General features: G+C 74.0%; 26 protein-coding genes and 1 pseudogene. 18 read left to right on the top strand and 9 right to left on the bottom strand.

What is annotated here, in order from left to right; all coding sequences use genetic code 11:
- Nucleotides 1-703 precede the first annotated feature (703 nt).
- Nucleotides 704-1,288 carry a hypothetical protein gene (locus EDF18_RS06230; protein WP_123546847.1) on the top strand — a complete coding sequence of 195 codons (585 nt, stop codon included), beginning with the start codon at nt 704-706 and terminating at the stop codon, nt 1,286-1,288.
- Nucleotides 1,289-1,456: 168 nt separating this feature from the next.
- On the opposite strand, the gene EDF18_RS06225 is transcribed toward EDF18_RS06230, so the two are convergent.
- The 4 genes from EDF18_RS06225 to EDF18_RS06210 form a co-directional block, all read right to left on the bottom strand.
- Nucleotides 1,457-2,293: an alpha/beta fold hydrolase gene (locus tag EDF18_RS06225; RefSeq protein ID WP_123546846.1), complete on the bottom strand. Its 837-nt coding sequence runs from the start codon at nt 2,291-2,293 to the stop codon at nt 1,457-1,459.
- A gap of 150 nt (nt 2,294-2,443) precedes the next feature.
- Nucleotides 2,444-3,763: an MFS transporter gene (locus EDF18_RS06220; protein ID WP_123546845.1), complete on the bottom strand. Its 1,320-nt coding sequence runs from the start codon at nt 3,761-3,763 to the stop codon at nt 2,444-2,446.
- Between the two features lie 176 nt (nt 3,764-3,939).
- Nucleotides 3,940-4,383 (bottom strand): hypothetical protein, encoded by a 444-nt coding sequence (locus EDF18_RS06215; protein WP_123546844.1) that lies wholly within the window; start codon nt 4,381-4,383, stop codon nt 3,940-3,942.
- Between the two features lie 104 nt (nt 4,384-4,487).
- Nucleotides 4,488-5,474 carry a helix-turn-helix domain-containing protein gene (locus EDF18_RS06210; protein WP_158614626.1) on the bottom strand — a complete coding sequence of 329 codons (987 nt, stop codon included), beginning with the start codon at nt 5,472-5,474 and terminating at the stop codon, nt 4,488-4,490.
- Between the two features lie 90 nt (nt 5,475-5,564).
- Here EDF18_RS06210 and EDF18_RS06205 point away from each other — a divergent pair, with 90 nt between their 5' ends.
- From EDF18_RS06205 to EDF18_RS06195, 3 genes are all read left to right on the top strand, one after another.
- Nucleotides 5,565-6,320 (top strand): triacylglycerol lipase, encoded by a 756-nt coding sequence (locus EDF18_RS06205; protein WP_123546842.1) that lies wholly within the window; start codon nt 5,565-5,567, stop codon nt 6,318-6,320.
- A 252-nt stretch (nt 6,321-6,572) separates the two neighbouring features.
- The gene (gene nadE / locus EDF18_RS06200; protein ID WP_123546841.1) at nt 6,573-7,397 is read left to right on the top strand and encodes an ammonia-dependent NAD(+) synthetase; all 825 of its coding nucleotides are present in this window, start codon (nt 6,573-6,575) and stop codon (nt 7,395-7,397) included.
- Between the two features lie 41 nt (nt 7,398-7,438).
- Nucleotides 7,439-7,750: a putative quinol monooxygenase gene (locus tag EDF18_RS06195; RefSeq protein WP_123546840.1), complete on the top strand. Its 312-nt coding sequence runs from the start codon at nt 7,439-7,441 to the stop codon at nt 7,748-7,750.
- 6 nt (nt 7,751-7,756) lie between these two features.
- Here the strand turns inward: EDF18_RS06195 and EDF18_RS06190 are convergent, their stop codons facing one another.
- Nucleotides 7,757-8,548, bottom strand: a complete 792-nt coding sequence (locus tag EDF18_RS06190; protein ID WP_148050050.1) for a hypothetical protein — start codon at nt 8,546-8,548, stop codon at nt 7,757-7,759.
- Between the two features lie 218 nt (nt 8,549-8,766).
- Between EDF18_RS06190 and EDF18_RS06185 the strand changes: the two genes are divergently transcribed.
- Both EDF18_RS06185 and EDF18_RS06180 read left to right on the top strand, forming a co-directional pair.
- Nucleotides 8,767-10,179, top strand: a complete 1,413-nt coding sequence (locus EDF18_RS06185) for a hemolysin family protein (protein ID WP_123546838.1) — start codon at nt 8,767-8,769, stop codon at nt 10,177-10,179.
- On the top strand, nt 10,176-11,216 hold the full coding sequence (locus EDF18_RS06180) for a hemolysin family protein (RefSeq protein WP_123546837.1): 1,041 nt from the start codon (nt 10,176-10,178) through the stop codon (nt 11,214-11,216). Before EDF18_RS06185 ends, EDF18_RS06180 begins: the two co-directional genes overlap by 4 nt.
- Here the strand turns inward: EDF18_RS06180 and EDF18_RS06175 are convergent.
- A complete protein-coding gene (locus EDF18_RS06175) occupies nt 11,213-11,890 on the bottom strand; it encodes a GntR family transcriptional regulator (RefSeq protein WP_233569000.1) in 678 nt (225 codons plus the stop codon). The two genes, EDF18_RS06180 and EDF18_RS06175, sit on opposite strands and share 4 nt — an antisense overlap.
- A gap of 334 nt (nt 11,891-12,224) precedes the next feature.
- On the opposite strand from EDF18_RS06175, the pseudogene EDF18_RS06170 reads away from it, so the two are divergent.
- From EDF18_RS06170 to EDF18_RS06160, 3 genes and pseudogenes are all read left to right on the top strand, one after another.
- Nucleotides 12,225-12,689 (top strand): annotated as a pseudogene (locus EDF18_RS06170) (sigma-70 family RNA polymerase sigma factor); the annotation flags it as partial.
- A gap of 20 nt (nt 12,690-12,709) precedes the next feature.
- Nucleotides 12,710-13,108 (top strand): multidrug efflux SMR transporter, encoded by a 399-nt coding sequence (locus tag EDF18_RS06165; protein WP_123547338.1) that lies wholly within the window; start codon nt 12,710-12,712, stop codon nt 13,106-13,108.
- Nucleotides 13,108-13,422: a multidrug efflux SMR transporter gene (locus EDF18_RS06160; RefSeq protein WP_123546835.1), complete on the top strand. Its 315-nt coding sequence runs from the start codon at nt 13,108-13,110 to the stop codon at nt 13,420-13,422. Before EDF18_RS06165 ends, EDF18_RS06160 begins: the two co-directional genes overlap by 1 nt.
- Before the next feature lie 120 nt (nt 13,423-13,542).
- Here the strand turns inward: EDF18_RS06160 and EDF18_RS06155 are convergent, their stop codons facing one another.
- Nucleotides 13,543-15,300 carry a glycerol-3-phosphate dehydrogenase/oxidase gene (locus tag EDF18_RS06155; RefSeq protein ID WP_123546834.1) on the bottom strand — a complete coding sequence of 586 codons (1,758 nt, stop codon included), beginning with the start codon at nt 15,298-15,300 and terminating at the stop codon, nt 13,543-13,545.
- Between the two features lie 132 nt (nt 15,301-15,432).
- Here EDF18_RS06155 and EDF18_RS06150 point away from each other — a divergent pair, with 132 nt between their 5' ends.
- The 9 genes from EDF18_RS06150 to EDF18_RS06110 all read left to right on the top strand — a co-directional run bounded on the left by EDF18_RS06150 (nt 15,433) and on the right by EDF18_RS06110 (nt 24,710).
- Nucleotides 15,433-16,395 (top strand): sugar-binding transcriptional regulator, encoded by a 963-nt coding sequence (locus EDF18_RS06150; RefSeq protein ID WP_123547337.1) that lies wholly within the window; start codon nt 15,433-15,435, stop codon nt 16,393-16,395.
- Between the two features lie 157 nt (nt 16,396-16,552).
- Nucleotides 16,553-17,131, top strand: a complete 579-nt coding sequence (locus EDF18_RS06145; RefSeq protein WP_123546833.1) for a type 1 glutamine amidotransferase domain-containing protein — start codon at nt 16,553-16,555, stop codon at nt 17,129-17,131.
- A gap of 197 nt (nt 17,132-17,328) precedes the next feature.
- A complete protein-coding gene (locus EDF18_RS06140) occupies nt 17,329-17,967 on the top strand; it encodes a hypothetical protein (protein WP_123546832.1) in 639 nt (212 codons plus the stop codon).
- Between the two features lie 175 nt (nt 17,968-18,142).
- On the top strand, nt 18,143-19,351 hold the full coding sequence (locus EDF18_RS06135) for a GAF domain-containing protein (RefSeq protein WP_123546831.1): 1,209 nt from the start codon (nt 18,143-18,145) through the stop codon (nt 19,349-19,351).
- 243 nt (nt 19,352-19,594) lie between these two features.
- A complete protein-coding gene (locus tag EDF18_RS06130) occupies nt 19,595-20,428 on the top strand; it encodes a response regulator transcription factor (protein ID WP_199732336.1) in 834 nt (277 codons plus the stop codon).
- Nucleotides 20,425-21,789 carry a sensor histidine kinase KdpD gene (locus EDF18_RS06125; RefSeq protein ID WP_123546829.1) on the top strand — a complete coding sequence of 455 codons (1,365 nt, stop codon included), beginning with the start codon at nt 20,425-20,427 and terminating at the stop codon, nt 21,787-21,789. The genes EDF18_RS06130 and EDF18_RS06125 overlap by 4 nt, the downstream gene beginning before the upstream one ends.
- Nucleotides 21,790-21,877: 88 nt before the next feature.
- On the top strand, nt 21,878-23,230 hold the full coding sequence (locus EDF18_RS06120; RefSeq protein ID WP_123546828.1) for a glycosyltransferase: 1,353 nt from the start codon (nt 21,878-21,880) through the stop codon (nt 23,228-23,230).
- Nucleotides 23,227-24,213: an SDR family NAD(P)-dependent oxidoreductase gene (locus tag EDF18_RS06115; RefSeq protein ID WP_123546827.1), complete on the top strand. Its 987-nt coding sequence runs from the start codon at nt 23,227-23,229 to the stop codon at nt 24,211-24,213. Before EDF18_RS06120 ends, EDF18_RS06115 begins: the two co-directional genes overlap by 4 nt.
- 155 nt (nt 24,214-24,368) lie before the next feature.
- Entirely contained in the window at nt 24,369-24,710 is a 342-nt protein-coding gene (locus EDF18_RS06110; protein ID WP_123546826.1) for a hypothetical protein, read from the top strand.
- 65 nt (nt 24,711-24,775) lie between these two features.
- On the opposite strand, the gene EDF18_RS06105 is transcribed toward EDF18_RS06110, so the two are convergent.
- Together EDF18_RS06105 and EDF18_RS06100 are read right to left on the bottom strand one after the other, a co-directional pair.
- The gene (locus EDF18_RS06105; protein ID WP_123546825.1) at nt 24,776-25,123 is read right to left on the bottom strand and encodes a LysR family transcriptional regulator; all 348 of its coding nucleotides are present in this window, start codon (nt 25,121-25,123) and stop codon (nt 24,776-24,778) included.
- A 121-nt stretch (nt 25,124-25,244) separates the two neighbouring features.
- Nucleotides 25,245-26,072, bottom strand: a complete 828-nt coding sequence (locus EDF18_RS06100; protein WP_123546824.1) for a ferritin-like domain-containing protein — start codon at nt 26,070-26,072, stop codon at nt 25,245-25,247.
- Nucleotides 26,073-26,090: the final 18 nt, after the last annotated feature.

Genomic DNA, 26,090 nt, shown 5'->3' with positions numbered 1-26,090 from the left:
GCGCAACTCAGGTCCGGATCGTCCTGATCCGTGCACAGTTCAGGAGGCGCGGGCCGAGCCTTCCTGAATGCGTCGCGCCTGCCCCTGGACGAGACGCCTGCGACGTGCGAAGGTCGGCAGATGATCTGGTGGGTGGCGCAGATCGCCGCAGCGGCGGGGTTCGTGGGGCTCTGCGTCGTGCTGCGCGACGAGCAGCGGCAGCGGCGTGCGACGCGTGCAGCGGGAACGACCGAGCGAGCACCGGAGGCGCGGCGAGGGCCGGAGGCGTCGGGCCGGTCCCCGAGGCGCCAGGCCGGGGAGGGGGCGTCGTGAGGAGTCCTGTGGGTCGGGGCCGCCGCCTCCTGCGCGTGCTCGGGGCTGTCGTGGAAGTGCTGCTGGTCGGCGTGAAGACGGCCCTCTCGGCCGTGGCCGTGCTCGGCAGCGACGGCGCGCAGAAGCCGCACCCCGGCCCCGTGCTGGGCCCCGACCAGCGCCCCGAGTACGGCCCTGAGCCTGCGGCAGCCGTGGGACCCGCGCACACCGCGGTCGCGCCGACGGGTGTGCGCGGGTCCGAGGGGTGCGGAGGCGTCCGGCGGCAGGGTGCACGGCCTGCACACGGTCGAGGAGGCGGTCCTAGGCTGACGGGACGAGCCCGGCACGCAGACGTCCGGGCCGCCGTCGCGGAGCAGGGCTCCCCGGCGGCGACGACCACGAGGGGGACACCGTGACCGATCCGCAGCGAGACGACCGGCTCCTCGGGGGCGCGACGGGCGCCTCCTCGTCGCGACCGGCGGCGCCGACGGCCGCCCCGCCGACCGGCCCGACGGCCGCACCGGTCACCGGGCAGGCCGAGCCCCGGCCGCCCGTGACAGGGCAGCAGATCGGCGCGACCCCGTACGTGGCCGCCCTCGCGCTCTCGCCGATCGTCACGCTCGTCGTGGCCGCGGTCGAGATCCGGCGGTCGGTCGAGCTCCTCGCGCCGGGCAGCACCGGCGTGCAGCAGGGCGACTACACGCTCGCCATGGTCGTCAGCCTCGTCGTCGGCATCGGTCTCGTCGTGCTCTCCTGGCTCGACCGGCGCACGTTGAGGGCGCGCGGCGTCGAGCGACCGTTCCACTGGGCCTGGTCGATCCTCAGCGTGCTGATCTACCTGATCGGCCGCAGCGTCGTGCTGCGGCGCCGCGTGGGAGGGAGCGCCGCACCGCTCTGGCTGTTCCTCGGGCTCTCGGTGCTCGGCGGAGCGATCGCCATCATCATCGGCATCTCGTCGGGAGTCGCCACCATGGACCGTCCGCCCGTTGACTTCTAGCCTCAGCCGCCGGGCGCGCCCGTGCCCGGGCGCGGGCGCCGCCGCCACCACGAACGACACCCCCGGTCCGGCACGACACCCTCGGGACCAGGGGTGCAGTGCGGATTCGGGGGTGTCGTTCGAGCCAGCTCGGCCCGAGCGGAGTCAGCGAGCGAGCACGCTCAGCGCTCAGCGCGCGAGGAACTCCAGCACCACGCGGTTGAACTCGTCCGCGTCGCTGACGTTCGCGCCGTGCGGCGCACCCGCGATGACGTGCAGCTCCGAGCCGGCGATCGCGGCGTGCGTGCGCGCGCCCGAGCCCTCGTAGGGGACGGTCGCGTCGCCGTCGCCGTGGATGACCAGCGTCGGCACGGTGACCTTCGTCAGGTCCTCGCGGAAGTCGGTCGTCGCAAACGAGTTCATCGCGGCGAGGGCCGCGGCCTTGTCGGCCTGCTTCGCGAGGCGCAGCGCGTCCTGGCGGTCCGCCTCCGACACCTTCAGCTCGCCGTCGACCGAGAAGAAGCCGGTGGTGAAGTCGTCGTAGAACGAGTCCTCGTCCTTGGTGAGGCCGGCGGTCATCTCGGCAGCCGCCTCCTTGGTGAGGGGCCCGTCGGGGTTGTCGTCGGTCTTCATCAGGTACGGGGGCACGGCCGATGCGAAGACCACGCTGTGCAGGCGCTCGGTGCCGTACTTGCTGACGTACCGCGCGACCTCGCCGCCGCCCATCGAGAAGCCGACGAGCGTCACGTCGTTGAGGTCGAGCTCAGTGAGGACGGTGTGCAGGTCCTCGGCGAGGTGGTCGTAGTCGTAGCCGGTCTTCGGCTTGTCGCTGCGTCCGAAGCCGCGGCGGTCGTAGGTGACGACGCGGTAGCCGGCCTCGACGAACGCGGGGACCTGCTTGCTCCAGGACTCGCCCGAGAGGGGCCAGCCGTGGATGAGCACGACGGTGCGTCCGCTGCCGCCGAAGTCGTCGACGTGGAGGTTCGTGTCCTTGAAGAGCCCGTGGTGGGCGGTGATCTCGGTCATGGTTCCTGCCTTCCTCGGCCGCACCTGCGGCCTGTCCTCTCGTTCGTACCCGCGCCTCCTGGCGGTTTGCCCGAGGGTCGGACCCCCTGGTGCGCGCAACGGACAGCACCAGCACCAGCAGCCGCGTCGCCCGACGCGCAGCGCGACGCGTCAGCCGTGCGGCTGCGGCTGCGGGTGCTGCAGCGGGTGACGGCGCCCCGCGAGCACGCCCGACAGCGCGAGCACGACGAGCCCGACGGCGGGGATGAGCAGCAGCCCGACGCGCAGCGAGCTCGCATCGGCGACGGCGCCGATCAGCGGCGGGGCGGCGAGGAACCCGAGCCGCATCAGCCAGCTGACGAGCGTGAGTCCCGTGCCCGGCCGGAACCCCGGCAGCGTGTCGGCCGCGTGCATGGCGGCGGGGATCAGCGTCGCGACGCCGAACCCGGCGAGGGCGAAGCCGAGGATGGTCGTGCCGACCGACGGGAACGCCAGGGCCTGCCCCATCCCGACGAACACCAGCGCCCCGCCGACCCGGGCGACGGCGCGCTGGCCGAAGCGGTCGACGAGCCGGTCGCCGAGGATCCGCCCGACGAACTGAGCGCCCTGCAGCGCGACGAAGCCGAGTGCGGCCACGGTCACGCCGGCGCCGAGCGAGCCCGAGAGGTAGAGGGCGGCCCAGGTGTTGCCGGCGTCCTCCACGACCGTGCCGGAGGCGGCGATCAGCACGAGCGCGACCAGCACGCCCCAGGTGCCGAGCTTGACGGCCGAGCGGCGCACGCGCGCACCGGCGTCGGAGCCGGCACCCGCCACGGGCACCGGGGCGGACGTCGACGACGACGCGACCCCCTCGGTCGGCGTGGCGGGTGCCTCCTCGAGCTCGGAGGCGGGCTCCGGCCCCCGCAGCATCAGCCGGTAGGAGACGACGGCGACCACGCCGAAGACGAGTCCCGAGATCGCGAGGTGCACGCCGATCGGCACGCCGAGCCCGGCGGCCGCGCCGCCCATCAGGCCGCCGGCGACGGCGCCGACGCTCCAGATCGCGTGGAACGAGTTGAGGATGGAGCGCCCGTAGCGCCGCTGTACTCGCAGGCCGTGCGAGTTCTGGGCGACGTCGACGATCGCGTCGAGCGCCCCGGCCACGAAGAGCGCGGCGGCGAACAGGGCGCCGACGGGGGAGAGGCCGGCCAGCAGCACCACGCCGGCGGTCACCACCGTGCCGAGGACGGCGACTCGCGACGACCGGAAGCGGCGGATGAGCCAGCTCGCCGCGAGCCCCGCGACGATCGCGCCGACCGGGCCGGCGGCGACGGCGAGGCCGAAGGAGGCGTTCGACAGGTCGAGCGCCTCCTTGATCGCCGGGTAGCGCGGCAGCAGGTTCGAGAACAGCGCGCCGTTCGTGAGGAACAGCAGCGCGACGGCCAGCCGCGCCCGTCGGGTCTCGTGATCGGGTGCGGCGGGCCGGCCGGGTCGGGGGGACGTCGTCGACATCGTCGGGTCTCTCGTGTCTGTCTGGGCGGGGGAGGCGCGGCCCGGGGAGGGGGCGACCACGGCGCTGCTGATCACGGCGACCGCTGATCGAATCGATTCGATCTCGCGACGATGCTAGCGGGGCTGAGCGCCGGGAGGCAACGCCACGCGCGAGTCCGACCCGCGCACGCGGCCTCTCAGCCGGCCGGCCCGAGCAGCACCGCGAGCATCGTCGCGGCCGAGCCGACCAGGAAGCTGAAGGTGCCGAGCTGCATGGTCCGTGTCTTGTTGCGGTCGGCGACGGGCACGCTCACCTCGAGGATCGGGCAGCCCGACCAGCCGATCAGGCCGAGGCTGAGCGCGACGACGGAGGCGCCGATCCAGAAGAGCGACTCGACCGGCGTCGAGAGCACGTCGGGTCGCCAGCCCGACACGAGCACGGCGCCGAGGGCGAGCGCCACGGCGACGACGGCGGCGGCGAACCACAGGGTGCCGGTCCACATGATGCGCGTGAGGTTCTCGACCGGCCCCATCAGGTCGCGGCCGTCCGGCTGGGGGGCGTGCGAGGCGTCGTCGACGGTTCCCGTCCGTCCGCGTCCGGGTCGTGCGGCGGTGTCTGGGGTGCTCTGGTAGTCGGTCACCCTGCCACGTTGCCACCACTCGGCCCCGGCCGCCCGCCGATGTCCGGTCCGGGCGTCGCCCTCTCCGCTCGCGAGCGGGGCTCGTCCCCGCGCGGCGGGGCCCGTCAGCTCCGCAGCGTGACGCTCGGGTGCTCGCCGAACCGCTCGTGGTACGACGCCGAGAAGCGTCCGAGGTGGCTGAACCCCCAGCGGCGCGCGACGCTCCCGACCGTGGCGGTCTCGGGCGTCGCGACGGAGAGGTCCGCGTGCACCCGGTCGAGCCGGATCTGGCGCAGCAGCACGGTCGGGCTGACGTCGAGGGCTCGCTGCAGGGCCACCTGCAGCCCCCGCACGCTGAGGTCGGCGGCCCGGGCGACGTCGGCGACGCCGATCGGCTCGTGGGCGTGCTCGTGCAGGTACTCGACGGCGAGGGCGAGGCGTCGGGCCCCCGGCGCGACGGGGGCGCCAGGGGCGAGCGCCACGGCCGAGGCCCGCCCGGCCTCGTGCGGGAACGTCTCGAGCACCGCCAGCGCGAGTCGACGGTTCGCCCCCGCCCGCAGCAGGGGAGGCGCGGCGAGGTCGAGCAGCACCGGGGTCGTCTCCGAGAGCACGGCCCGCCAGCGCCGCAGCGCCGCCTCCCCGACCGGTGCGGCGTGGAAGAAGGTGACGGGCCCCGACGTCACGTCGCCGCGCTCGGCGGCCAGCCGCTCGAGGTGCGCCGCGCCGACGTGCACGAGCCGCTGCCGGTAGTCGGTGAAGTCGAACGAGTAGGCCCGGGTCGGCGCGATCCGGGGCACGAGCGGCTGCAGGGCGACCTCGTCGCGACCGACGTCGACGGTGCCGTGCCCGTCGACCAGCCACGACACGACGTACTCGGGCACGGCGTCGGCCGTGCCGCGGGCCGACCCGTGGAACTCGGACGTGCGGAGCGACACGTCGCCGTCGCCGACCGCCGCGTAGCGGTACTCGAACGGACGGTCGAGCTGGTCGAGCCGGAACCCCTCGCCCGGGTACTGGGCCTCGTAGAGGTCGCGGGCGGCGTCGAGGTCGTCGCCGTGCACGGCACCGCGGAACGGCGGCGGTGTCGCCCCGGTGCCGACCTCTTCGTCCATCGTCGACATCCTCACACGCAGGAGGCGCGGGTCGCGTCCGCGACGCCCTGACCGGACAGCCGCCTCCCGGCCCCCTACTGTGCAGGGACCATGCCGCACGCCCCCGCCGCGCCTCCTCGGCCGCCCCGCCCGACGCTCCGTCGGGCGCTGCGGCACGGCGTCTGGTGGCTGCAGGACTACGCGTTCGCGGCCTGGTGGCAGGTGCGCGCGGTGCTCTCGCCGCGCGGCGCCGACGACTACCTCTCGGGCGACGGGCGGCCCGTGCTCGTGCTGCCGGGCATCTGGGAGACCTGGGCGTTCCTCCGTCCGCTGATCGAGCGCGTGCACGACGAGGGCCACCCGGTGCACGTGATCGCGTCGCTCGGGCGGAACGGCCGACCCGTGGAGGCGACCGCCCGCGACGTCGCCGCCTACGTGCTCGAGCACGACCTGCACGACGTCGTGGTCGTCGCGCACAGCAAGGGCGGGCTGGTCGGCAAGTACCTGATGGCCCTGCTCGACGACACCCGTCGGGTCGACAGGATGGTCGCCGTCTGCACGCCCTTCAGCGGCTCCCGGTACGCGGCCTGGCTCGTGCTGCCGAGCCTGCGGGCCTTCTCGCCCCGCGACGCGACGACCGTGATGCTGTCGCGCGACGAGGCCGTCAACCAGCGCATCACGTCGATCTACGGCGAGTTCGACCCGCACATCCCCGAGAGCAGCGTGCTGGTCGGCGCCGACAACGTGCTGCTGCCGACCGGAGGGCACTTCCGGGTGCTGGCGCACCCGCGCACCGTGGCGACGGTGCTCGCGGTCGCCGGTCGGCCCGTGCCCGACTCCGACGGCTCCTCCCCGGCCCTCGGCTGATCCGACGCCGACCGGTCAGCCGCCGACCGGTCAGCCGCGATCTGAGAGGATGGGGCACCGTCACCTCGACCAGGCAGGAGCCTCCCATGGCCGAATTCTTCATCGGACTCGTCAGCGCGATCACCCTCGTCGGCCTGGTGCTGACCGTCGCGGCCTTCGTGGCCCTCTCGACGTCGAAGTAGTCGCGTCGCGGCGCGCGCCCGGCAGGCCCCGACGGGTGCCCGGCGGGCGGCGCGTGGCTAGAGTCGTCGCATGAGAGCGCTGCAGGCCACCATCATCTCCGAGCTCGCCGTCCGCCCCGACATCGAACCGGCCGCCGAGGTCGAGCGCCGCGTCGCGTTCCTCCGCGACTACCTCGAGACGACCGGGGCCCGCGGCTTCGTGCTCGCCGTCAGCGGCGGGCAGGACAGCACGCTCGCCGGGCGGCTCTGCCAGCTCGCCGTCGAGGGCGTGCGCCGCGACGGCGGCACGGCCGAGCTCGTCACCGTGCGGATGCCCTACAAGGTGCAGGCCGACGAGGACGACGCCCAGCTCGCCCTGCGGTTCATCGACGGCGCCGAGGGGCTGGTGGTCAACATCCAGCACGGCGTCGACGGCACGGCGCAGGACGTCGCCGAGGCGACGGGCGCCCCGCTCAGCGACTTCGCCAAGGGCAACGTCAAGGCGCGCACGCGCATGGTCGCCCAGTACGCGATCGCGAGCGAGCGCGGCCTGCTCGTCGTCGGCACCGACCACGCCGCCGAGGCGCTGACGGGCTTCTTCACGAAGTACGGCGACGGCGGCGTCGACCTCGTGCCGCTCACCGGGCTGAGCAAGCGCCAGGGCAAGGCCCTGCTCGCCCACCTCGGTGCCCCGGCTCGCCTGTACGAGAAGGCGCCGACCGCCGACCTGCTCGACGAGACCCCCGGCCAGACCGACGAGGCGAACCTCGGCCTCACCTACGCCGACATCGACGAGTACCTCGAGGGCGGCGACGTCGACGACGCGATCGCCGAGCTGATCGAGGCCCGCTACCTCGCGACCGAGCACAAGCGCCGCGTGCCGGCGGGCCCGGTCGACGAGTGGTGGCGCGCCTGACGCGCGTCCCCCTGCCGGTCGACCGGTGTTGACTGCGAGCCATGATCATCGTGACCGGACACCTGCTCGTCGACCCTGAGCTCCGCGACGACTACCTCGCCTCCTGCGTGAGCCTCGTCGAGGCCGGTCGCGACGCGCCCGGCTGCCTCGACTACGCGCTGTCGCCCGACATCGTCGATCCCGGCCGCATCAACGTCGCCGAGCGCTGGGTGTCGCAGAACGCCCTCGACGACTTCCGCGGCTCCGGCCCGACCGACGAGCAGGAGGCGGAGATCCGGCACAGCGACGTGCACGACTACCAGCTGACCGGCCCCGAAGAACCGTCGCTGTCGGAGTCGGGCGACCTCGTCTGAGCAGGGCTAGTCGATCCCGTCGATCCCGCCGAGGCGCTCCAGCACGCCCGTGAGGATGGTGCCGGCAGGGTCGGGCAGCACGTGGTGGTTGAGGTAGATCCCCTCGAGCCACGGCAGCACCTCGTCGGCGGGCATGCCGACGGCGGCCCAGTCGACGCCGGGCAGCGCCCGGGTGACGGTCTGCTCGGTGCCCGGGGTCAGCCACGCCTCGGCGATCGGCTGGTCGGGCGTGCGGTGCTCGTCGGCCGCCCAGAGCAGGGCGATCGGGTGCTCGCGGACGTCGTCCGGCGCCTCGTCGACGTGGTCGTGCTCGACGTGTCCGGCGCCGAGCCAGGGCAGGGTGAGCAGCTCGCCCTCGATGTCGACCTCGACCAGGTCGAGGTGCGTCGGCTCCTCGACCTCGCACACCCAGAGGTCGAGACCAGCGTCGTGCCAGGCCGCGGCGTCGTCGACGTCGTCGATCAGGTCGGGCATCAGGGCCTGCAGGTCGGTCAGCAGGGCGGTCGCCCACGCGACGACCTGGGCGGTGTCGCCGGGGCCCCACGGGCTGGTGTCGGTGTCGTCGCCCGCCGCGTCGTGGAAGTGGTGCTCGGCCCCGCCGTCGACGGCGTCGAGGTGCACCTGGCCCGTGCCGAACCCGACGTACAGGCTGCTGAGCTCGGTCTCGTCGTCCCACTCGCCGAAGAGGTTGGGCTTGCCGAGCGAGGGGGGCAGCGGCAGCGTCGCCGCGTGGCGCGTGCCCAGCGCGAACACGGCGCGGAAGCGCCTGGTCGGCAGCCGGAGGCTCATGTCAGTCACAGGGTGTCTCCGATCGATCGGCTCCCAGCGTACGGGCTGCCGCCGCCGTCGACGGTGACCCCTCGGCCGCGAGAGCGACCTGCAGCCACTGCAGGTTCACAGCATCGTCGCGGCGTTGCTCCTTACCATCACCGCATGGACGACCCTCCCTCTCACATGCCGACGCCCTTCCGCGCCCTGACGCCTCACGGTGTCTCTGACGAGCGGGGAGGGGCTCAGTGAACGAGTGGGCCATGCTCGCCGTCGGTCTGGTCCTGACCGTCGGCACCGGCTTCTTCGTGGCGTCCGAGTTCTCGCTCGTGAACCTCGACCGCAACGACCTCGAGGCCCGCCAGGACCGGGGCGAGAAGCGCCTCGCGCCGACGATCAAAGCGCTGCGCATCACCTCGACCCACCTCTCGGGGGCGCAGCTCGGCATCACGCTGACCACGCTGCTCACCGGCTACACCTTCGAGCCCGCGATCAGCTCGCTGCTCGCCTCGCCGCTCGGCGAGCTCGGCGTGCCCGCGGCCGTCGTCCCGGGCATCGGCGCCGTGGTCGGCATCGTGATCGCGACCCTGTTCTCCATGGTGGTCGGCGAGCTCGTCCCGAAGAACTTCGCACTGGCCCTGCCGCTCGCGACGGCCAAGTTCGTCGTGCCGTTCATGGCGGCCTTCACGACCGTCTTCAAGCCGGTCATCCTGCTCTTCAACAACACCGCCAACGCGGCGATCCGCAGGATGGGCATCGAGCCGAAGGAGGAGCTGTCCGGCTCCCGGTCGGCCGAGGAGCTCAGCTCGCTGGTGCGGCGCTCGGCGCTCGAGGGCATGCTGGACGACGACCACGCGACCCTCCTGGGGCGCACCCTCCGGTTCTCCGAGCACGCGGCCGTCGACGTCATGACCCCCCGGGTGCGCATGACCACCGTGCGCTCCACCGACACCGCCGCCGACGTCGTCGAGACGGCGCTCGCGAGCGGCTTCTCGCGCTTCCCGGTGATCGGTGACGACAGCGACGACATCGTCGGGGTCGTGCACGTCAAGCAGGCCTTCGCCCTGCCTGCTGAGGAGAGGGCGTCCGTCCCGGTCGCCGGCCTGGTCTCGGACGCGCGCTTCGTGCCCGAGTCGATGGGCGTCGACACGCTGCTCGGCCTGCTGCGGCGCGAGGGCTTCCAGATCGCCGTCGTCGCCGACGAGTTCGGCGGCACGGCCGGTCTCGTCACGCTGGAGGACCTGGTGGAGGAGCTCGTCGGCGAGCTCGAGGACGAGCACGACCGCGCCAAGGCCGGCATCGTGCGGTCGTCGGGCACCGTCGTGTTCGACGCCGCCCTCCGCCCCGACGAGCTCTGGGACCGCGCCACGGTGCGGGTGCCCGACGACGGCGACTACGAGACCGTCGGCGGCTTCGTCACCGAGCAGCTGGACCGCCTGCCCGAGGTGGGCGACGAGGTCGAGCTCGAGACGGGAACGCTGCGCGTCGAGCGGGTGGTCGGGCAGCGGCTCGAGCGCCTGCGGTTCGTGCCCTCGCCGGCCGAGCTGCCCACCGCCTCCGGTGCCCCTGCGGGCACGACGGGCACGGCGCACGCCGTCGAGCCTGCCCCCACCGACCACGACCGGGTCGTCGCCGGACTGCGAGAGGACCTGAGGCGATGAACGAGTACCTGCCCGGCATCATCTGGTTGTTCGTGCTGCTGATCGTCAACGGCTTCTTCGTCGGCGCCGAGTTCGCCGTCATCTCTGCCCGCCGCTCGCAGATCGAGCCTCGTGCCGAGGCCGGCAGCAAGGCCGCCGCGAAGACCCTGTGGGCGATGGAGCACGCCACGCTGATGCTGGCGACGAGCCAGCTCGGCATCACCGTCTGCTCGCTCGTCATCCTGAACGTCTCCGAGCCGGCGATCCACCACCTGCTCGAGATCCCGCTGGCCGCGACGCCCCTGACGCCCGAGGCCATCGGCGTCGTCGCGTTCGTGATCGCGCTGGTGCTCGTGACGTTCCTGCACGTGGTGGTGGGCGAGATGATCCCCAAGAACCTGTCGTTCTCGGTGCCGGACAAGGCGGCGCTGCTGCTCGCGCCTCCGCTGGTGTTCGTGGCGACCGTGTTCAAGCCCGTGATCTGGTCGCTGAACGGCGTCGCCAACGCGGTGCTGCGCCTGTTCCGGGTCGAGCCGAAGGACGAGGCGACGAGCACCTACACCCTCGACGAGGTCGCGACGATCGTGCAGCAGTCGACCCGCGAGGGCGTGCTGTCGGACACGTCGGGCACGCTGTCGGCGGCCTTCGAGTTCACGACCCGCAAGGTGCGCGACGTGGAGGTCCCCGTGGGCGAGATGGTGCGGCTCGCCCCCGGCGCCACGCCCCGCGACGTGCAGCTCGCCGTCGCCGAGCACGGCTACTCGCGCTACGTGCTGACGGACGGCGACGGACAGCCGACCGGCTACCTGCACCTCAAGGACGTCATGGACCTGACCTCGGCCGAGGCGCTCGACGCGCCCGTGCCGGCGAAGCGGGTCCGCCGCCTCGGAGCGGTGCCGCACGACGCCGACCTCGAGGACGCGCTGGCGTCGATGCGCCGCAGCGGGGCGCACGTCGCGCGTGCCGTCTCGGTGATGGGCGAGACGACCGGCGTGCTGTTCCTCGAGGACATCATCGAGGAGCTGGTCGGCGAGGTCGACGACGCGACGACCGTCTAGCTGTCGGCGCGCTCGGGCGAGAGCGGCCGCTCGCCGGGCAGCTCGTGCAGGGCCTCGGCGGCCAGCTCGGCCCGGATCGGGTCGCGGTCGCGGGTCGCCTGCTCGAGGGCCACGAGCGAGTCGCTCATCGCGGCCCAGTTCAGCACCTGGACGATGTTCGGCACGCGGAGCGAGTAGGCGAGGCCGTCGGTCACGTCGCGGCACACCTTCTTGAGCGCGGCGTTGCCGCAGTGCTCGACGTACAGGTCGAAGAGGGCCACGGCGTGGGCGTTGAGGGCCGGGCCGTCTTCTCGCTCGATGTCGCCGATGCAGATCTTGACCGTCGACGAGATCTGCTTCATGACGGCCGCGGGGAGGCGCGGCACGGCCAGCCGGACCGCGCCGCCGTAGAGCACGCCGAGCGTCTGGACCGCCTCGACCGCCTGGCCGGCGTCGGGAGTCGCGACCCGCGTCCAGCGGTTGGGGGCCATCTCGACCAGCCCGGCCCGGACGAGGTCGCTGAGCGCCTCGCGGATCGGGGTGCGCGACACCTGCAGCCAGGCCACGAGCTCGTCGTCGTGCAGGCGCTCGCCGGGCTCGAGCGTGCCGTCGAGGATGGCCTCGCGCAGCCGGCTCCTCACGGTGTCGCGCAGCAGCTGGCGCTCGGTCGTGGGTTCTGAGGTGGGGACGGGCACGGGGGTCTCCGATCGTCGGCGGGTCGGGCGCGGGGCCCTGCCCACCAGGATAACGGCACATGTCCCGTGTGGCGGGTGACGCGTCGGGGGTGATGTACCACCGGTCCGCGCCGCCCCGAAGTGGGGGTGACCGCGATCATGCGGGCGCATATGGTTGCGGCAGGGCTCGGGCGAGCGTCCTGCACCCCCGCACCCTCCACACCGATCGGACGGCACCGTGACCCTCGCACCTGCGACGCACGCCGGGCCGACGCCTTCGGACGACGACCTCGTGGCCGCCTCCGCCCGCGGTGACCAGCGCGCCTTCGCCGAGTTCTAGGACCGCACCGCGCCGCGTGTGCACGGCCTCGTGCGGCGGGTGCTCGTGGATCCCGCGCAGTCCGAGGAGGTCGTGCAGGAGGTGTTCCTGGCGGTCTGGCAGGAGGCCTCCCGGTTCGACCCGGCCAGGGGGACGGCGCTGTCGTGGCTGCTCGACCGGGCGCGTCGTCGTGCGATCGACCGCGTGCGGTCGTCGCAGGCGAGCCGCGAGCGTGACCTGGCCGCCGGCGTCCGCGACCTCGACGCCGTCCGCGACGACGTCGCCGAGACGGCGGCGATCCGGATCGAGCACGCGCGCGTCAGCCGGGCGCTCGAGGGGCTCTCGGCCGTGCAGCGCCAGGCGCTCGAGCTGACGTACTGGGGCGGCCTCACCCAGTCGGAGGCGGCGAGCCGGGCCGGCGTCCCGCTCGGCACCATGAAGACCCGCCTGCGCGACGGGCTCATCGCCCTGCGGCGCCTCGTGGAGCCCGCGGTCGCCTAGGCTCGACGGATGAGGTGCTCGTGACCTGGCTCTGGTTGGCGGGCGCGATCGTCGTCGAGGTCACCGCCTCCCTGGCGCTGCAGGCCGCCGTCGACGCCCCCGGCTGGTACGCGCTGGTCGTGGCCGGCTACCTGTCCGCGTTCGTCTGCCTGTCCCGGGTCCTGAGGGGCGGCATGGCGATCGGCGTCGCCTACGGCATCTGGGGCGCCTCGGGCGTCGCGCTCACGGCGGTCATGGCGGCCGTCCTCTTCGGGCAGGCGCTGACCGGCGTGATGGTCGCCGGGCTCGTGCTGGTGGTCGCGGGCGTCCTCCTGGTCGAGCTCGGGTCCCAGCGGGCCCTCGCCGCCCGCGCTGCCGCGGCCGCCGCGGCCTCTGCCTCGACGACCGCTGCCCGGGCTCCGATCGAGGGCGACGCCTGATGGGCTGGGTCCTGCTCGCGATCGCCATCGTCTGCGAGGTGGGCGCGACCATCAGCCTCAAGCTCGCCACCGACGGGCGGAGGCGCTGGTACGTCCCCGTGGCCGTCGGCTACGTCACCGCGTTCTCGTTGCTCGCCGGTGCCCTGGCGCTGGGCCTGCCGATCGGGGTCGCCTACGGGGTCTGGGCGGCGACCGGGGTGGCCCTCACCGCGGTGCTCGGACGCCTCCTGTTCAAGGACCCCCTGACGGCGACCATGGCCGCCGGCATCGTCCTCATCGTCGCGGGGGTCGTCCTCATCGAGGTCGGGCACTAGTCCCTGCACCTGGCCGACCAGCCCTCTCTCGCGTCGGCCGCCGGAGCAGCCGGCACCGGACGCACGAGACCCGCCCGGCCCCGAGGGGCGGGCGGGTCTCGTGGAGCCGGGAGGCGCCTCCTACGAGGCGGGCGTGCTCACGACGGGCGTGCCGCTGGGCACGTGCTGGGACGACACCTCGACGCCGTGCGACGTGCGCAGCACGTCGAGGGTGGCCTCGATCTCGGCCTCGCGCTCGTCGGCCGTCCAGCCGAGGCTCGACGCCAGGACGTCGGCGATCTCGCTGAGCAGCTCGATCGTGACTCCGCCCACGAAGGCGAGGTTGGTGCGGCGCAGGACGACGTCGGCGAGGTGCACCGCGTCCTCGTGCTCGGCGAAGTACGCGATCTCGGCCGTGGTGAGGCCCGGGTCGCTCGCCAGCGGCTCGGACGGCTGGTCGAGCAGCACCTCGATCACGCTCTCGGCACGGGTGCCGTAGCGGGTGAGGAGGCGGTCGACGTGCTCACGGCTGAGGCCGTCGGCGTGGGCCGCGACCCAGGTGGTGCGGGCGGCGTCGGTGGTCGGGAAGTCCTTGCCGCCGCCGATCGCCATGCCGGTCGTGTCGACCGTGCGGGTCACGCCGAGACGGTTCGTCGCCTCGGTCGACAGGTGTGCCGACAGGGCGCGGAACGTCGTCCACTTGCCGCCGACGAGGCTGAGCACCTTGCTGGTCGGCAGCTCGGCGACCTCGGTCTCGACGATGCGGTAGTCGCGCGACACGAAGCCGGCGGCGAGGTCGTCGTGCTTCGGCAGCGGGCGGACGCCCGAGTAGCGGTAGACGATGTGGTCGCGCGTGATCTCGATCTCGGGGTAGACGTGCTTGACGAGGTCGAAGAAGTAGTCCACCTCCTCCTCGGTGCAGACCGCGGGCTCGGCCATGTCGGCCTCGAGGTCGGTCGTGCCGATCAGCACGCGGCCCTTCAGCGGGTAGATCAGCACGATGCGGCCGTCGTTGTTCTCGAAGAAGATCTCGCGACCGTTCGTCGCCTCGAGCAGCTCGGGGCTGTCGACGACGATGTGCGAGCCCTTGGTGCCGCCCATGTACTGCGACTCGGCGCCGAGCGCCGCGTTCGTCAGGTCGGTCCAGGGGCCGGAGGCGTTGACGACCACGTCGGCCGTCACGGTGAACTCCGAGCCGGTGACGACGTCGCGCAGCACGACCCCGCCGTCGGCGGTGCCGGCGGCCTCGAGGTAGTTCGCGCTGCGGGCGTTGTCGCCGGCGGCCAGGCCGTCCTTGAGCACGTCGAGGGCCAGGCGCTCGGGCTCGTGCACCGAGGCGTCGTAGTAGGTGCCCGTGTACTTGAGGTCCTTGTTCAGGTGCGGCATCTCGGCCAGCGCGGCCTTGCGGCCCAGGAACTTGTGACGGGGCACGGAGCCGCCGTCGCGCGAGAACGAGTCGTACATGGTCATGCCGACCTTGATGAGGAGCGCGCCGCGCTCCTTCGTGCTGCGCTGCTTGTGCGTGAGCATGCGGAGCGGGGCGTTGAGGATGCCGGAGAACGTCGAGAAGATCGGCATCGTCGTCTGCAGCGGCTTGACGTAGTGGGGGGCGATCTTGAGGAGGCCGTTGCGCTCCTCGACGCTCTCGCGGACGAGGCGGAACTCGCCGTTCTCGAGGTAGCGGATGCCGCCGTGGATCATGTGCGACGAGGCTGCCGAGGCGCCCGAGGCGTAGTCGGCGCGCTCGACGAGGACGACGTCGACGCCCTGGAGGGCGAGGTCGCGGAACGTGGCGATGCCGTTGATGCCCCCTCCGACGATCAGCACCTGGGCGTGGGGGCGGTCGGCGATGCGCGACACGTTGGCGCGCATCGTCCCTGTCTTCTTCGACTCGGTCACAGTGGAGCTTCTTTCCCGTTGCGTTCGGTGAGCGGTGGGGTCGTGCGCCGGCTGCTCGGGCCGGTAGTGTCCATGATCGACCCCTTCTGACGAGGGTGCAACGTATCTGCACAGATGTGCACGGAGGTGCCCATGGCCGAGGCGACGACGTCCGAGAAGACCCACGACGCACTCCGTGCGGCGCACCTGTACTACATGCAGGACCTCACGATGGAGGCGATCGCCTCGGAGCTGAACACGTCCCGCTCGTCGGTCTCGCGCCTCCTCAAGGCCGCCCGCGAGACGGGCCTCGTCGAGATCCAGATCAAGTCGCCGCTCGACCAGGCGACGCGGTCCGCCGCGGCCCTGCACGACCGGTTCGGCGTCGTCGCGCACGTCGTGCCCGTGCCCGACCAGATCAGCGAGATCGACCGGCTCGAGCGGGTCGCGCTGTCGGCGGCACGCACGATCACGCCCTACGTCGACTCGAACATGGTGGTCGGCGTGGCGTGGGGGGCGACCCTCAGCGCCGTCAGCCGGTCGTTGGTGCCGCGGGCGACGCACAACTCGGTCGTCGTGCAGCTCAACGGTGCGGCGAACACGCGCACGACGGGCATCGAGTACGCGAGCGAGATCCTGCGGCGCTTCGGGGCGGCGTACTCGGCCGCCGTGCAGCAGTTCCCCGTGCCGGCGTTCTTCGACGACCCGGCCACCAAGCGCGCGCTCTGGCGCGAGAGCAGCACGAAGCGCGTGCTCGAGCTGCAGGCCTCGATGGACCTGGTCGTCTTCGGCGTCGGCTCGCGCGACGCCCGGGTGCCCAGCCACGTCTGGTCGGGGGGGTACCTGGAGAAGAGCGACCAGCTGAGCCTCGACCGCGACGGCGTCGTCGGCGACGTGGCGACCGTCTTCTACCGCGAGGACGGCTCGTCCGCCGACATCGCGATGAACGCCCGGGGCACGGGCCCCGACCTCGAGACGATCCGGCGCGCGCCGCGGCGGGTCTGCGTCGTGGCCGGCGAGGCCAAGGTCGCCGGCGTGCGCGGAGCCCTCGCCGCGGGGCTGGCGACCGACCTCATCCTCGACGAGGGGACGGCGCGGGCGCTGCTCGCGAGCTGAGGAGCGAGCCCGAGGGGGCGGCGTCGACCGGGGGAGGTGTCGGCCGAGAGAGGTGGCGTCCGGGGGACAGGCTGCCGAGTGCCCCTCCAGCCCCGCGGCGTAGACCGGTGCTCGACATCGATCGGCCCGCTCCGCGGGCCCGGAGGAGGAGAGCCCCATGGCCACCACCGATCTGACCGGACGACGCGTGCTCGCGATCGTCACCAACTACGGCGTCGAGCAGGACGAGCTCGTCGTCCCCGCCCGTGCCCTGCGCGAGGCCGGCGCGACCGTCGTCGTCGCCGCGCAGTCGACCGAGCCGATCCGGACGCTCGTCGGCGACAAGGACCCGGGCGAGACCGTCCGCCCCGACACCACCCTCGACGAGGCCGACGCGGCCGACTTCGACCTGCTGCTCGTGCCCGGCGGCACCATCAACGCCGACACGATCCGCCAGGACGACGGCGCGGTCTCGCTGCTCAAGGCCTTCGCCTCGGCAGGCAAGCCCGTCGCCGCCATCTGCCACGGCCCCTGGCTGCTGGTGGAGGCGGACCTCCTGAAGGGCAAGGAGCTCACCTCCTTCGCTTCTCTCGAGACGGACGTGCGGAACGCCGGAGGCGCCTGGGTCGACCGCTCGGTCGTCACCGACGTCGAGGGCGGCTTCACCCTGGTCACTTCGCGCGACCCCGACGACCTCGACGACTTCGTCGGCGCCGTCCAGGACGCGCTCGTGACCGCAGGCGGCGGACAGGGCTGACGCCTCCCGGGCGGACGGTTCGCTTCGCCCGGCGCGCCCGGCGCGGCGCCCCCGACCCGGTGCCGGGACCGACGATTCGTCGCGGTCCCGGCACCGGGTCTTTAATCGGGAGAGGCGCCGTGTCAGGACGGCCCGGTCGACGAGGAGCAGGTCATGGCAGCGGCAGCAGCACGGGCGGCAGCAGCGGGGGAGGCGTCGTGAGGTGGCGGAGCACGCGCGGCAGCGCCGGCCCCGCGAGCCCGGACCCGGCGCCGGTCGACCCCGAGGCCCTGGAGCGCGCGGTGGTCGAGGGCCTGTTGATCTCGCGTGCCGCCGCGATCGTGTCCGTCGCCAACCGCATCGTCGTGCGGGCGCTGCGCGACGACGACGTCTTCGACCACGACGAGACCGCCGCCTCCGTCCGTCGAACGCTGCACCGCCTCGCCGAGGAGCAGCGGTACCAGAACCGCCGCATCGGGGAGGCGCGCCAGAAGGCGCTCCGCTCCAAGGGCCGCTCCCGGCACCAGCACGACTACCGCAAGGGCGACGACGAGACCCTCTGGTTCCGCGAGAAGACGTACACGGCCGTCGCCGACCGGCTGGACGCCCTGCGCGACGACGCCGAGTACGTGGACGACATCGTCCAGACGGCGGTCGCCCGTGCCTGGGGGGACGTCGGCGCGGCCGTCGTGACCCGGGTGCGCGCCGCCTCCGTCTTGGTCGACGCCGCCTACGGCGAGGCCCGGGCCGAGCGGCTCGCCGGCCTGGACGACGATCTCGCCGAGCTGCGGGCGCAGGCGGCGTCCCGGCCTGCTCAGACGCCCGGGGCCGATCCCTCGTCCTCGTCCTCCTCCTGACGGGCCCGTCGTCGTCCTCTCCGTCTTCCCGACGAGAACGGGCCCGCCCCGAGCGGGGGCTTGCCCGGGACCCCCGGGCGCGAGCATCATCGACTCACCTCACCAGTCATGCCCGGGCGACCACGCCGCCCCGGCTCCCCTCGAACACGCCCGTCGTCCGGGTCGGAGTACCCGCATGCGCCGCCTCCCCCTCCCTCTCGTCCGGGCCTGGGTCCGCGCGCGGTACCGCGTCGTCGACGAGCTGCTCTCGACGCCGTGCCCCGACGACCACCCGAGCGGCCACGCCCCCGGAACCGACCCCGACCGGGTCCTCGTGCTGGGCAACGGTCCTGCCGTCGGCTGGGGCGTCCGCAGCCACGACCTCGCCCTGCCGGGCACGCTGGCCCGCGCCCTGTCGGCGCTGACCGGCCGCGGCGCCGACGTCGACGCGCTGGCCGACGCCGACGTGTCCGTCGCGACCGCCGCCTCCTTCGTCCGGGGGCGCGACCTCGGCCGCTACGACGCCGTCGTCGTCGTGCTGGGCATGAGCGACGCGCTGCGGCTCGTCCCGCGATCGCGCTGGGCAGCCGGGATCGCGGCCCTGCTCGACGCCCTCGAGGAGGAGGTCGACGCGTCGTGCGAGATCGTCGTGACGGGGATCCAGCCGCCGAGCTCGGTGCCGAAGTTCGCCCTGCGCTGCGGCGGCGTGGTGGACGCCCACGCCGACGAGCTCAACCGCGTGACCGCAGAGCTCTGCGCGACCCGGGCCCGGGTGTCGATGGTGTGCCCGCCCGGCCCCGTCGCCGCGCCCGAGGGCCTCGGGGAGCCGGCCCGCACCTCCGTCCCCTACCCGGCTTGGGCTGCAGCCCTCGCCGCCGTGGTCGCGCCGCTGGTCGACGCCGCGCTCGCCGCGGGGAGCACGGCACGGACTGCCCGCGAGGCGCCCCAGACCGACGAGACGCGCATCGCCGCCGTCCGTGCGCTCGGGCTGCTCGACACCCCCGCCGAGAAGCGGTTCGACGACATCGTCGAGCGGGCCCGGGTGCTGCTCGGCGCCCAGGGGGCCGCGTTCTCGCTCATCGACGACGGGCGCCACTGGAACAAGTCGGTCGCCGGGTCGTCACAGGTGGAGGTGCCCATCGCGTCGTCCTTCTGCTCGCGGACCGTGCGGACCGGCACCGCGATGGTCGTGCCCGACGCCTGGCGCGACGACCGCTTCGTCTCGCACCCGAGCGTGCGGTTCTACGCCGGGCACCCGGTCGAGAGCCCGGACGGCGTGCGGATCGGCGCCCTCTGCGTCGTCGACGCCGAGCCGCGGAGCGCCGAGAGCGTCGACCTCGTGCTGCTGCGCGAGCTCGCCCTGCAGGTGCAGCGCGAGCTGCGGGTCGTGCCGGTCGGCAGCTGAGCGCCTGAGCGCCCGCGTCCGGGACCCGCGTCGAGGTCTCAGGAGGCATCGACCGCGACCGCCCGCGCCGCCGGGCCGCGCGGACGTCGACGACGTCGCCGCCTGAGTCCTCGACGCGACCAGGCGGCCGGTCGGACAGGCGGCCGGTCGACCGGGCGCCCAGCGGTCCCCGACATGTCTCATGCGATGCTGTCCGCCTGGCACGCCGATCCGGCGGCGACCGAGACGGGCAGGAGGCGCCGGGTGGCACGAGGGGACAGCGACACGACGCGGCAGGCGACGGTGCTGGTCGTGGACGACGACCCGAACGTGCTGCTCGGGGTGCGGGTGGCCCTCGAGACCGACGGGCACCGCGTCGTGTCCGCGGCGGACGGGCGGTCGGCGCTGCTCGCCGTCGCCGAGCATGACCCCGACGCCGTCGTGCTCGACCTGGCCATGCCGTTCATCGACGGGGCGGCGGTCTGCCGCACCCTGCGAGCGGCGGGCGACGGCGTGCCCGTCCTGGTGCTCACGGCCCACCACCGGCCCGCCGAGCGCGTCGCCGGGCTCGACGCGGGCGCCGACGACTACCTCGGCAAGCCGTTCGACGTCGACGAGCTGCGCGCCCGGGTCCGGGCCCTGCTGCGGCGGGCGCCCGGCGGCTGGCGCGGTCCGGCGGAGCAGACCGGGGCCGGAGCGGCGGTCGGCACGGGGACGCGAGCCGGTGCCTGGCCCCGGTGGCGCGGGGTCGTGCTCGACGAGAGGGGACAGCGGCTCGTCCGGGAGGACGCGACCTGCACCCCGGCAGGCACGCCGGCCTCCGTCGAGCTGACCAGGATCGAGGCCGGCCTCGCCGGGCTGCTCTTCCGCGACCCCGGGCGGGTCCGCACCCGCGACGAACTCGTCGACGTCGTCTGGGCCGACCGGCCGCCGCCCGCGTCGAACGCCCTCGACGTCGCCGTCAGCTCGTTCCGCCGCAAGCTGGCGCAGCTCGTGCACGAGCCGGCCGACGGTCAGCCGCACGGCACCGCCGACGGCTCGGCCGCCCGCCCCGTCGTCCGCGCCGTGCGCGGCCTCGGCTACCGGCTCGAGCCGTGACCGCGCGTCGAGGCTCGCTCCGGCGCCGGGTCGCCGTCCTGGTCGCCGGGTCGGTGGCCGTCGCGGTGGTGCTCGTCGCCGTCCTGACCTGGCTCGTCGTCTCGAGCCAGGTCCGCGCCTCCCTCGACACGGCGCTCGACCGCGAGGCGACACGGGTGCAGCGCCTGGTCCGGGTCGACGCCGACTGGACCGGCGAGGGCAGCGAGCAGTGCCGCTACGCGGCCGAGCCCGCGTGCGTCCGGCTGGTCGAGACCGCCGACGAGGTCGGGAGCGGCACGGGGCCCCTGCAGACGACGGAGGCGGCCCTCGCGGTCGCCCGCGGGGACCAGCTGCGCGCGCGCTGGACTGCCGGACCGGTGCGGGTGGTGGCCGTCCCGACCCGGCCGGGCGAGGCCGCCCTCGTCGGCGTCCCGACGCGCCAGGCCGACCTGGCCCTCGCCCGGACGGCCGTCGCGCTCACGGCGACGGGCGGCGTCGGCGTCGTCCTCGCGGGCCTCCTCGGGTGGGCTGCCGCGACCGTCGGGCTGCGTCCGGTCCGGCGCCTCGACGAGGCCGTCCGCCGCGTGCGCGACAGCGCCGACCCGCACGACCACGTCGATCTCGCCTCGACCTCGCCCGACGACGAGCTGGGGCGGCTGGCCGTCGCCGTCGACTCGATGCTCGTCGAGCTCGCGGCCGCCGACGACGCGCAGCGCGCCTTCGTGGCCGACGCCTCGCACGAGCTGCGGACGCCGCTCACGACCCTCCGCACGAACGTGCAGCTGCTCACGGCCGACCGCCCGCTCCGGCCCGACACGAGGGCCGCCCTGTCGGCGGCCCTCGGCGAGGAACTGGCGGCGATGACGCGCACCGTCGACGACCTCGTGGAGCTCGCGGGCGACGACCGTCCGCGCACGGCCGAGCTGGTCGTCGAGGACGTCGTCGCGGCAGTCCGGGAGGCGGTCGCGGCCACGTCCCGGCGCGCTCCGGGCGTGGAGGTGCGGACGGAGCTGCCGGGCGCGCCGGTCGGCGTGCGCGTCCCCGCGGGACGGCTGGGGCGCCTCCTCGACGTCGTGCTCGACAACGCCGTCAAGTACGGGGCCGGGGGAGCCGTCGAGGTGCGCGTCGTCAGCGGGACGCCGGGCGACGGCGTCGTCGTCGTCACGGTGACCGACCACGGCGTGGGCATCCCCGCGGACGAGCGGGAGCGGGTGTTCGACCGGTTCCACCGGGCGCCGGCCGCCCGCGGGCTGCCCGGCTCGGGGCTCGGGCTCGCCATCGCGGCCCAGGTCGTCGCGCGGGCCGGCGGCACGATCACGGCCGAGGCGCGCGCCGACGGCGGCGCGGGCACGACGATCCGGCTGGTGCTCCCCGCGGGTTGACCTCGTCGCCGTGCAGGGGGAGCGCGATCCGAGCCCCTGGGCAGTCGCACCTCACGTTCGCCTCACGCAGGCGGCCGACCCTTGCGGCATGTCATCCACCACCTCGAGACGCGCCCGCTCGACCCCGCCGGTCGACCGCCTCCGCGTCGTCGTCGCCGCCGGGGGCACCGGCGGCCACGTGTTTCCCGGCATCGCGATCGCCGCGGCCCTCCAGCGACGGGTGCCGGAGGCGGTCGTCACCTTCGCCGGGACCGCGGACCGGCTGGAGGCGACCCTCGTCCCGGCGGCCGGCTACGAGCTCGACACGACGCCGATGGTCGCGTTCCCCCGGCGGCCGGGCCTCGCGGCGCTGCTGTTCCCCGCACGGTTCGTCCGCTGCGTGCTCGGGGCACGCGGGCAGCTGCGCCGACGAGGCGCCCAGGTCGTCGTCGGGGTCGGCGGCTACCCGAGCGTGCCGGCCGTCGTCGCGGGCTGGACGCTGCGCCTGCCCGTGGTCGTGCACGAGTCGAACGCGACGCCCGGGCTCGCCAACCGCCTGGCGGCACGGCTGTCGGGACGGGTGGCCTGTGCCTTCGACCCGGCGTCCGTCGGGCTCGGCACCGGGGCGGAGGTGCGGCAGGTCGGCATCCCGATCCTCCCGGCCCTGGCGGCGTGCGACCGGGAGTCGCTGCGGGGGCCGACCCGCGCCTCCTGGGACGTCGAGGACGACGAGCTGCTCGTCGTCGTCTCGGGCGGCAGCCTGGGGGCGGCGTCCCTCGACCGTGCCGCGGTGGAGCTCGCGTGCGCGGCGGTCGCGGCCGGTGCGGCCGGTACGGCAGCCGCCGACGGAGGCCTGGACGGCCGTCGGCTGCGGCTCGTCGTCAAGGCGAGCCCGACCCACGTCGCGAGCCTGCGGGGCGCGCTCGTGCGGGGCGGCGGTGACGAAGTGGCGGAGGTGGTCGAGCACATCGACGACATGGCGGCCGCCTACTCGGCGGCGGACGCGGTCGTCGTCCGCGGCGGGGCGTGCACCGTGGCGGAGATCGAGCACCTCGGCGTCCCCGCCGTCGTCGTGCCCCTGCCGAGCGCGACGGACGACCACCAGACCGCCAACGCGGAGGCGCTCGCCGCGTCCGGTCGCGCCCCCGTCGTCGTCGTGCGCGACGGCGACCTCGACGGCGAGACGCTGGCGGCGGCGCTGACCAGGGTGGTCGCGCTCGCCGGGGTCGTTCAGCCGCAGGACCCCGACCCCGACTCCGACTCCGACTCCGGCTCCGGCTCCGGTTCCGGCTCGGCCTCGCCGCGCGGTGCCTCGCCGCACGCCGACGCCGCCGACGCGGTCGCCCGGTGGGTCGTCGAGCTCGCGCCTCCCGCCGCCTCCACCGCCTCCTCGGCCGTCTCGGCCGCCTCCTCGATCTCCTCCTCCACTTCCACGAACACCACCGAAGGGACCACTCGATGAACGACACCACCTGGCAGGGCCGCACCGTCCTCGTGACCGGAGCGGAGGGCTTCATCGGCTCGGCGCTCGTCGACGAGCTCGTCGCCCTCGGCGCCCACGTGCGCGCCCTCTGCCACTACAAGCCCTACGGCGCCGCGGGCAACCTCGCCCGGTACGCGTCCGACCACCGCGCCGAGCTGCTCGCGGGCGACGTGCGCGACCCGTTCGTGGTCGACGAGGCCGTGGCCGGGGTCGAGGTGGTGTTCCACCTCGCGGCCCTGATCGGCATCCCGTACTCGTACACGGCGCCCGAGTCGTACGTGCAGACCAACGTCGTCGGGTCGCACGCCGTCGTCGCCGCCTGCCGCCGGCACGGGGCGCGCATGGTGCACACGTCGACCTCCGAGACGTACGGCAGCGCGCTGCGCGTGCCGATGGACGAGACCCACCCCGCGCAGCCGCAGTCGCCGTACGCGGCCTCGAAGATCGCCGCCGACGCGATGGTGCTGTCGTACCACGCGTCGTTCGGCACCGAGGTCGCCGTGTGCCGCCCGTTCAACACCTACGGCCCGCGGCAGAGCGCGCGAGCCGTCATCCCGACGATCCTGCGGCAGCTCGCGGCCGGGGCCGACGAGATCCGGCTCGGGTCGACCACGCCGACCCGCGACTTCACCCACGTCTCGGACACGGTCGCCGGGTTCCTCACGGTCGGTTCCTCGGACGCGGCCCTCGGCCGGGCCGTCAACCTCGGCACCGGCCAGGAGATCAGCATCGGCGCGCTCGCCGAGCTGCTGATCCAGGTCAGCGGACGAGACGCCCGCGTCGTGGTCGACGAGGCGCGGCTCCGGCCCGAGGCGAGCGAGGTGGACCGGCTGCTCTCCGACAACGGGCTCGCACGGAGTCTCGGCTGGGAGCCGCTGACGAGCCTCGAGGACGGGCTCCGCGACACCTGGCGCTGGGTGCTCGGCACCGACGAGCCGGGCTCGACGCGCTACGTCGTCTAGCGGCGTCGAGCCGCGTCGAGCTCTCAGGAGACGCCGTCGCGGATGTGCCCCGTGCCCGGACCTCGGGCCCGCCGTCGACGCCGTCGCCTGAATCGTCGACAGGGGACCCGGGGCGGGGCGGGCCGGGGCCGCACGGCGCGCGGCAGACTGGCCGCATGGCCGACGCACCCGCACCCCTCGTCACGCCCGACGGCCGCTACCTCGTCGTCCGCGGGCGGCTCTGGCGCCGCACGGACCCGTCGCTGCCCGAGCAGCGTCGGGCCGAGCTGGTGCACGAGCTGATGGAGGCGCGGCGCGCGAAGAAGACCGCGCTGGCCGACGACGACGCCAGGGCCCGCGAGGCCGCCCGGGCCCGGGTCGACGCCGCGAAGACGGCGCTCGGCGAGCGGGGCCCGGTCTGGTGGGACGACGACGCCCCCGACGAGACCCGCCGCATGGCCGAGAACACCCGGTACGCGGGCTGGTTCGCGGAGACGAGCAGCGGCGAGGCCGGCTAGCGCCCTTGGACCGCCGACGCCCCTGGCGCCCTGTTGCCGCCGACGCCCCTGGCGCCCTGTGACCCCTAGCGCCCCTGGCGCTTCTTGAACGGCTTCGGCTGCCCCTTGACCGCCGGGGTGCGCCCCTTGCCCTTCGACGCCTTGGCCTTGCCGCCGGCCGGGGGAGCAGGCGGCGCGGGCGGTGTCGAGGGGCTGGCCAGCTCCTCCTCGGCGACGACCACGGCCGCGCGGCCCGCCTTGGTCAAGCGGTAGGGCGAGGCATCGCGATCGAACAGCTTCTGCCCGAACTCGAGCTCGAGCGCCTCGATCGACGACTCGAGCTTCTGCCGCGAGATCCCGAGCTTGTCGGCCGCGACGGGGAAGTGCAGCACCTCGGCCGCGACGAGGAAGTGCCTCAGGTGGCTCGTCTTCACGTGGTGTCGCCTCTCGATGGTCGGCCGGGTGCCCGACCACCCCAGACTAACGGAGCCGCAGGCCGCCCCGCCGAGGCGGGACGGCCTGCGGCCGAGGAGGGGATCGGTGCCGGACGAGCCGTCAGGCGACGCTGACCGAGCCGCCCGCGGCGGGGCCGTGCGTGACGCCGAGCCCGTCGAGCGCCTTCTGGAAGATCGTCAGCCCCGACATGCCGGGCAGGTTCGAGATGTTGGCGTCGAGCTTCTCGGCGGCCTTGCGGCCCTCCTCGCCGCTCATCAGCTGACCGAAGACGAACTTCACGTCGTCGAGCTCCATGATCGACGAGCCGACGGGCGCCCAGACCTTCTGCAGCAGGAAGCGGGTCAGCTTCTGCGCCTTCTTGCTCTTGAGCAGGCGCTCACGGGCCTGTGACACGTAGAACGCGACGTGGCGCGACTCCTGGCGGGCGATGCGCACGAGCAGCTCGGCGAGCACCGGGTCCTTCTCGAGGGCGGCCATCCGCTTGTAGGCGGCGACGGCCGAGTACTCGTTGGCGGCGCCCCACGACATGTGCACGGCCACGAAGTCCGAGCCGACGAACTTGCCGAGCAGGCCCTGCTTGACCGGGTCGAGCTTGTCGCGCCAGCCGAGCTTGAGCCGGTTCGCGCGCAGCTGGTCGTAGTCGACCTTCTCGCCGTGCACCTCGAGGATCGCGGCGAGGGCCTCGCCGTGCCAGAACTCCTCGCGGTTCCACATGGTCATGAAGGTCGAGACGTCGCCCTCCTTGTGCGAGGGCGTCGTCAGCAGGTCACGGGTGTAGCAGACCGTGTGGTACTCCACGTCGGCCATGTAGCGCAGGGTGCGGAGGGAGTCCGGGCTGAGCGGGTTCTCCTTGAAGTGGTCCAGGTCGAGGTCGTCCCAGGTGATGCGCTCGCTGGTGGCGGCGAACTTGTCGATGTCGAATGCCATGTGGCGTGAGGAGGCGCG

This window comes from Frigoribacterium sp. PhB107 (assembly GCF_003751515.1).
In the GTDB taxonomy this organism is placed as follows: domain Bacteria; phylum Actinomycetota; class Actinomycetes; order Actinomycetales; family Microbacteriaceae; genus Frigoribacterium.
The sequence above is the reverse complement of the archived record's forward strand: the minus strand, read 5'-3'. Positions and strand labels throughout refer to the sequence as shown.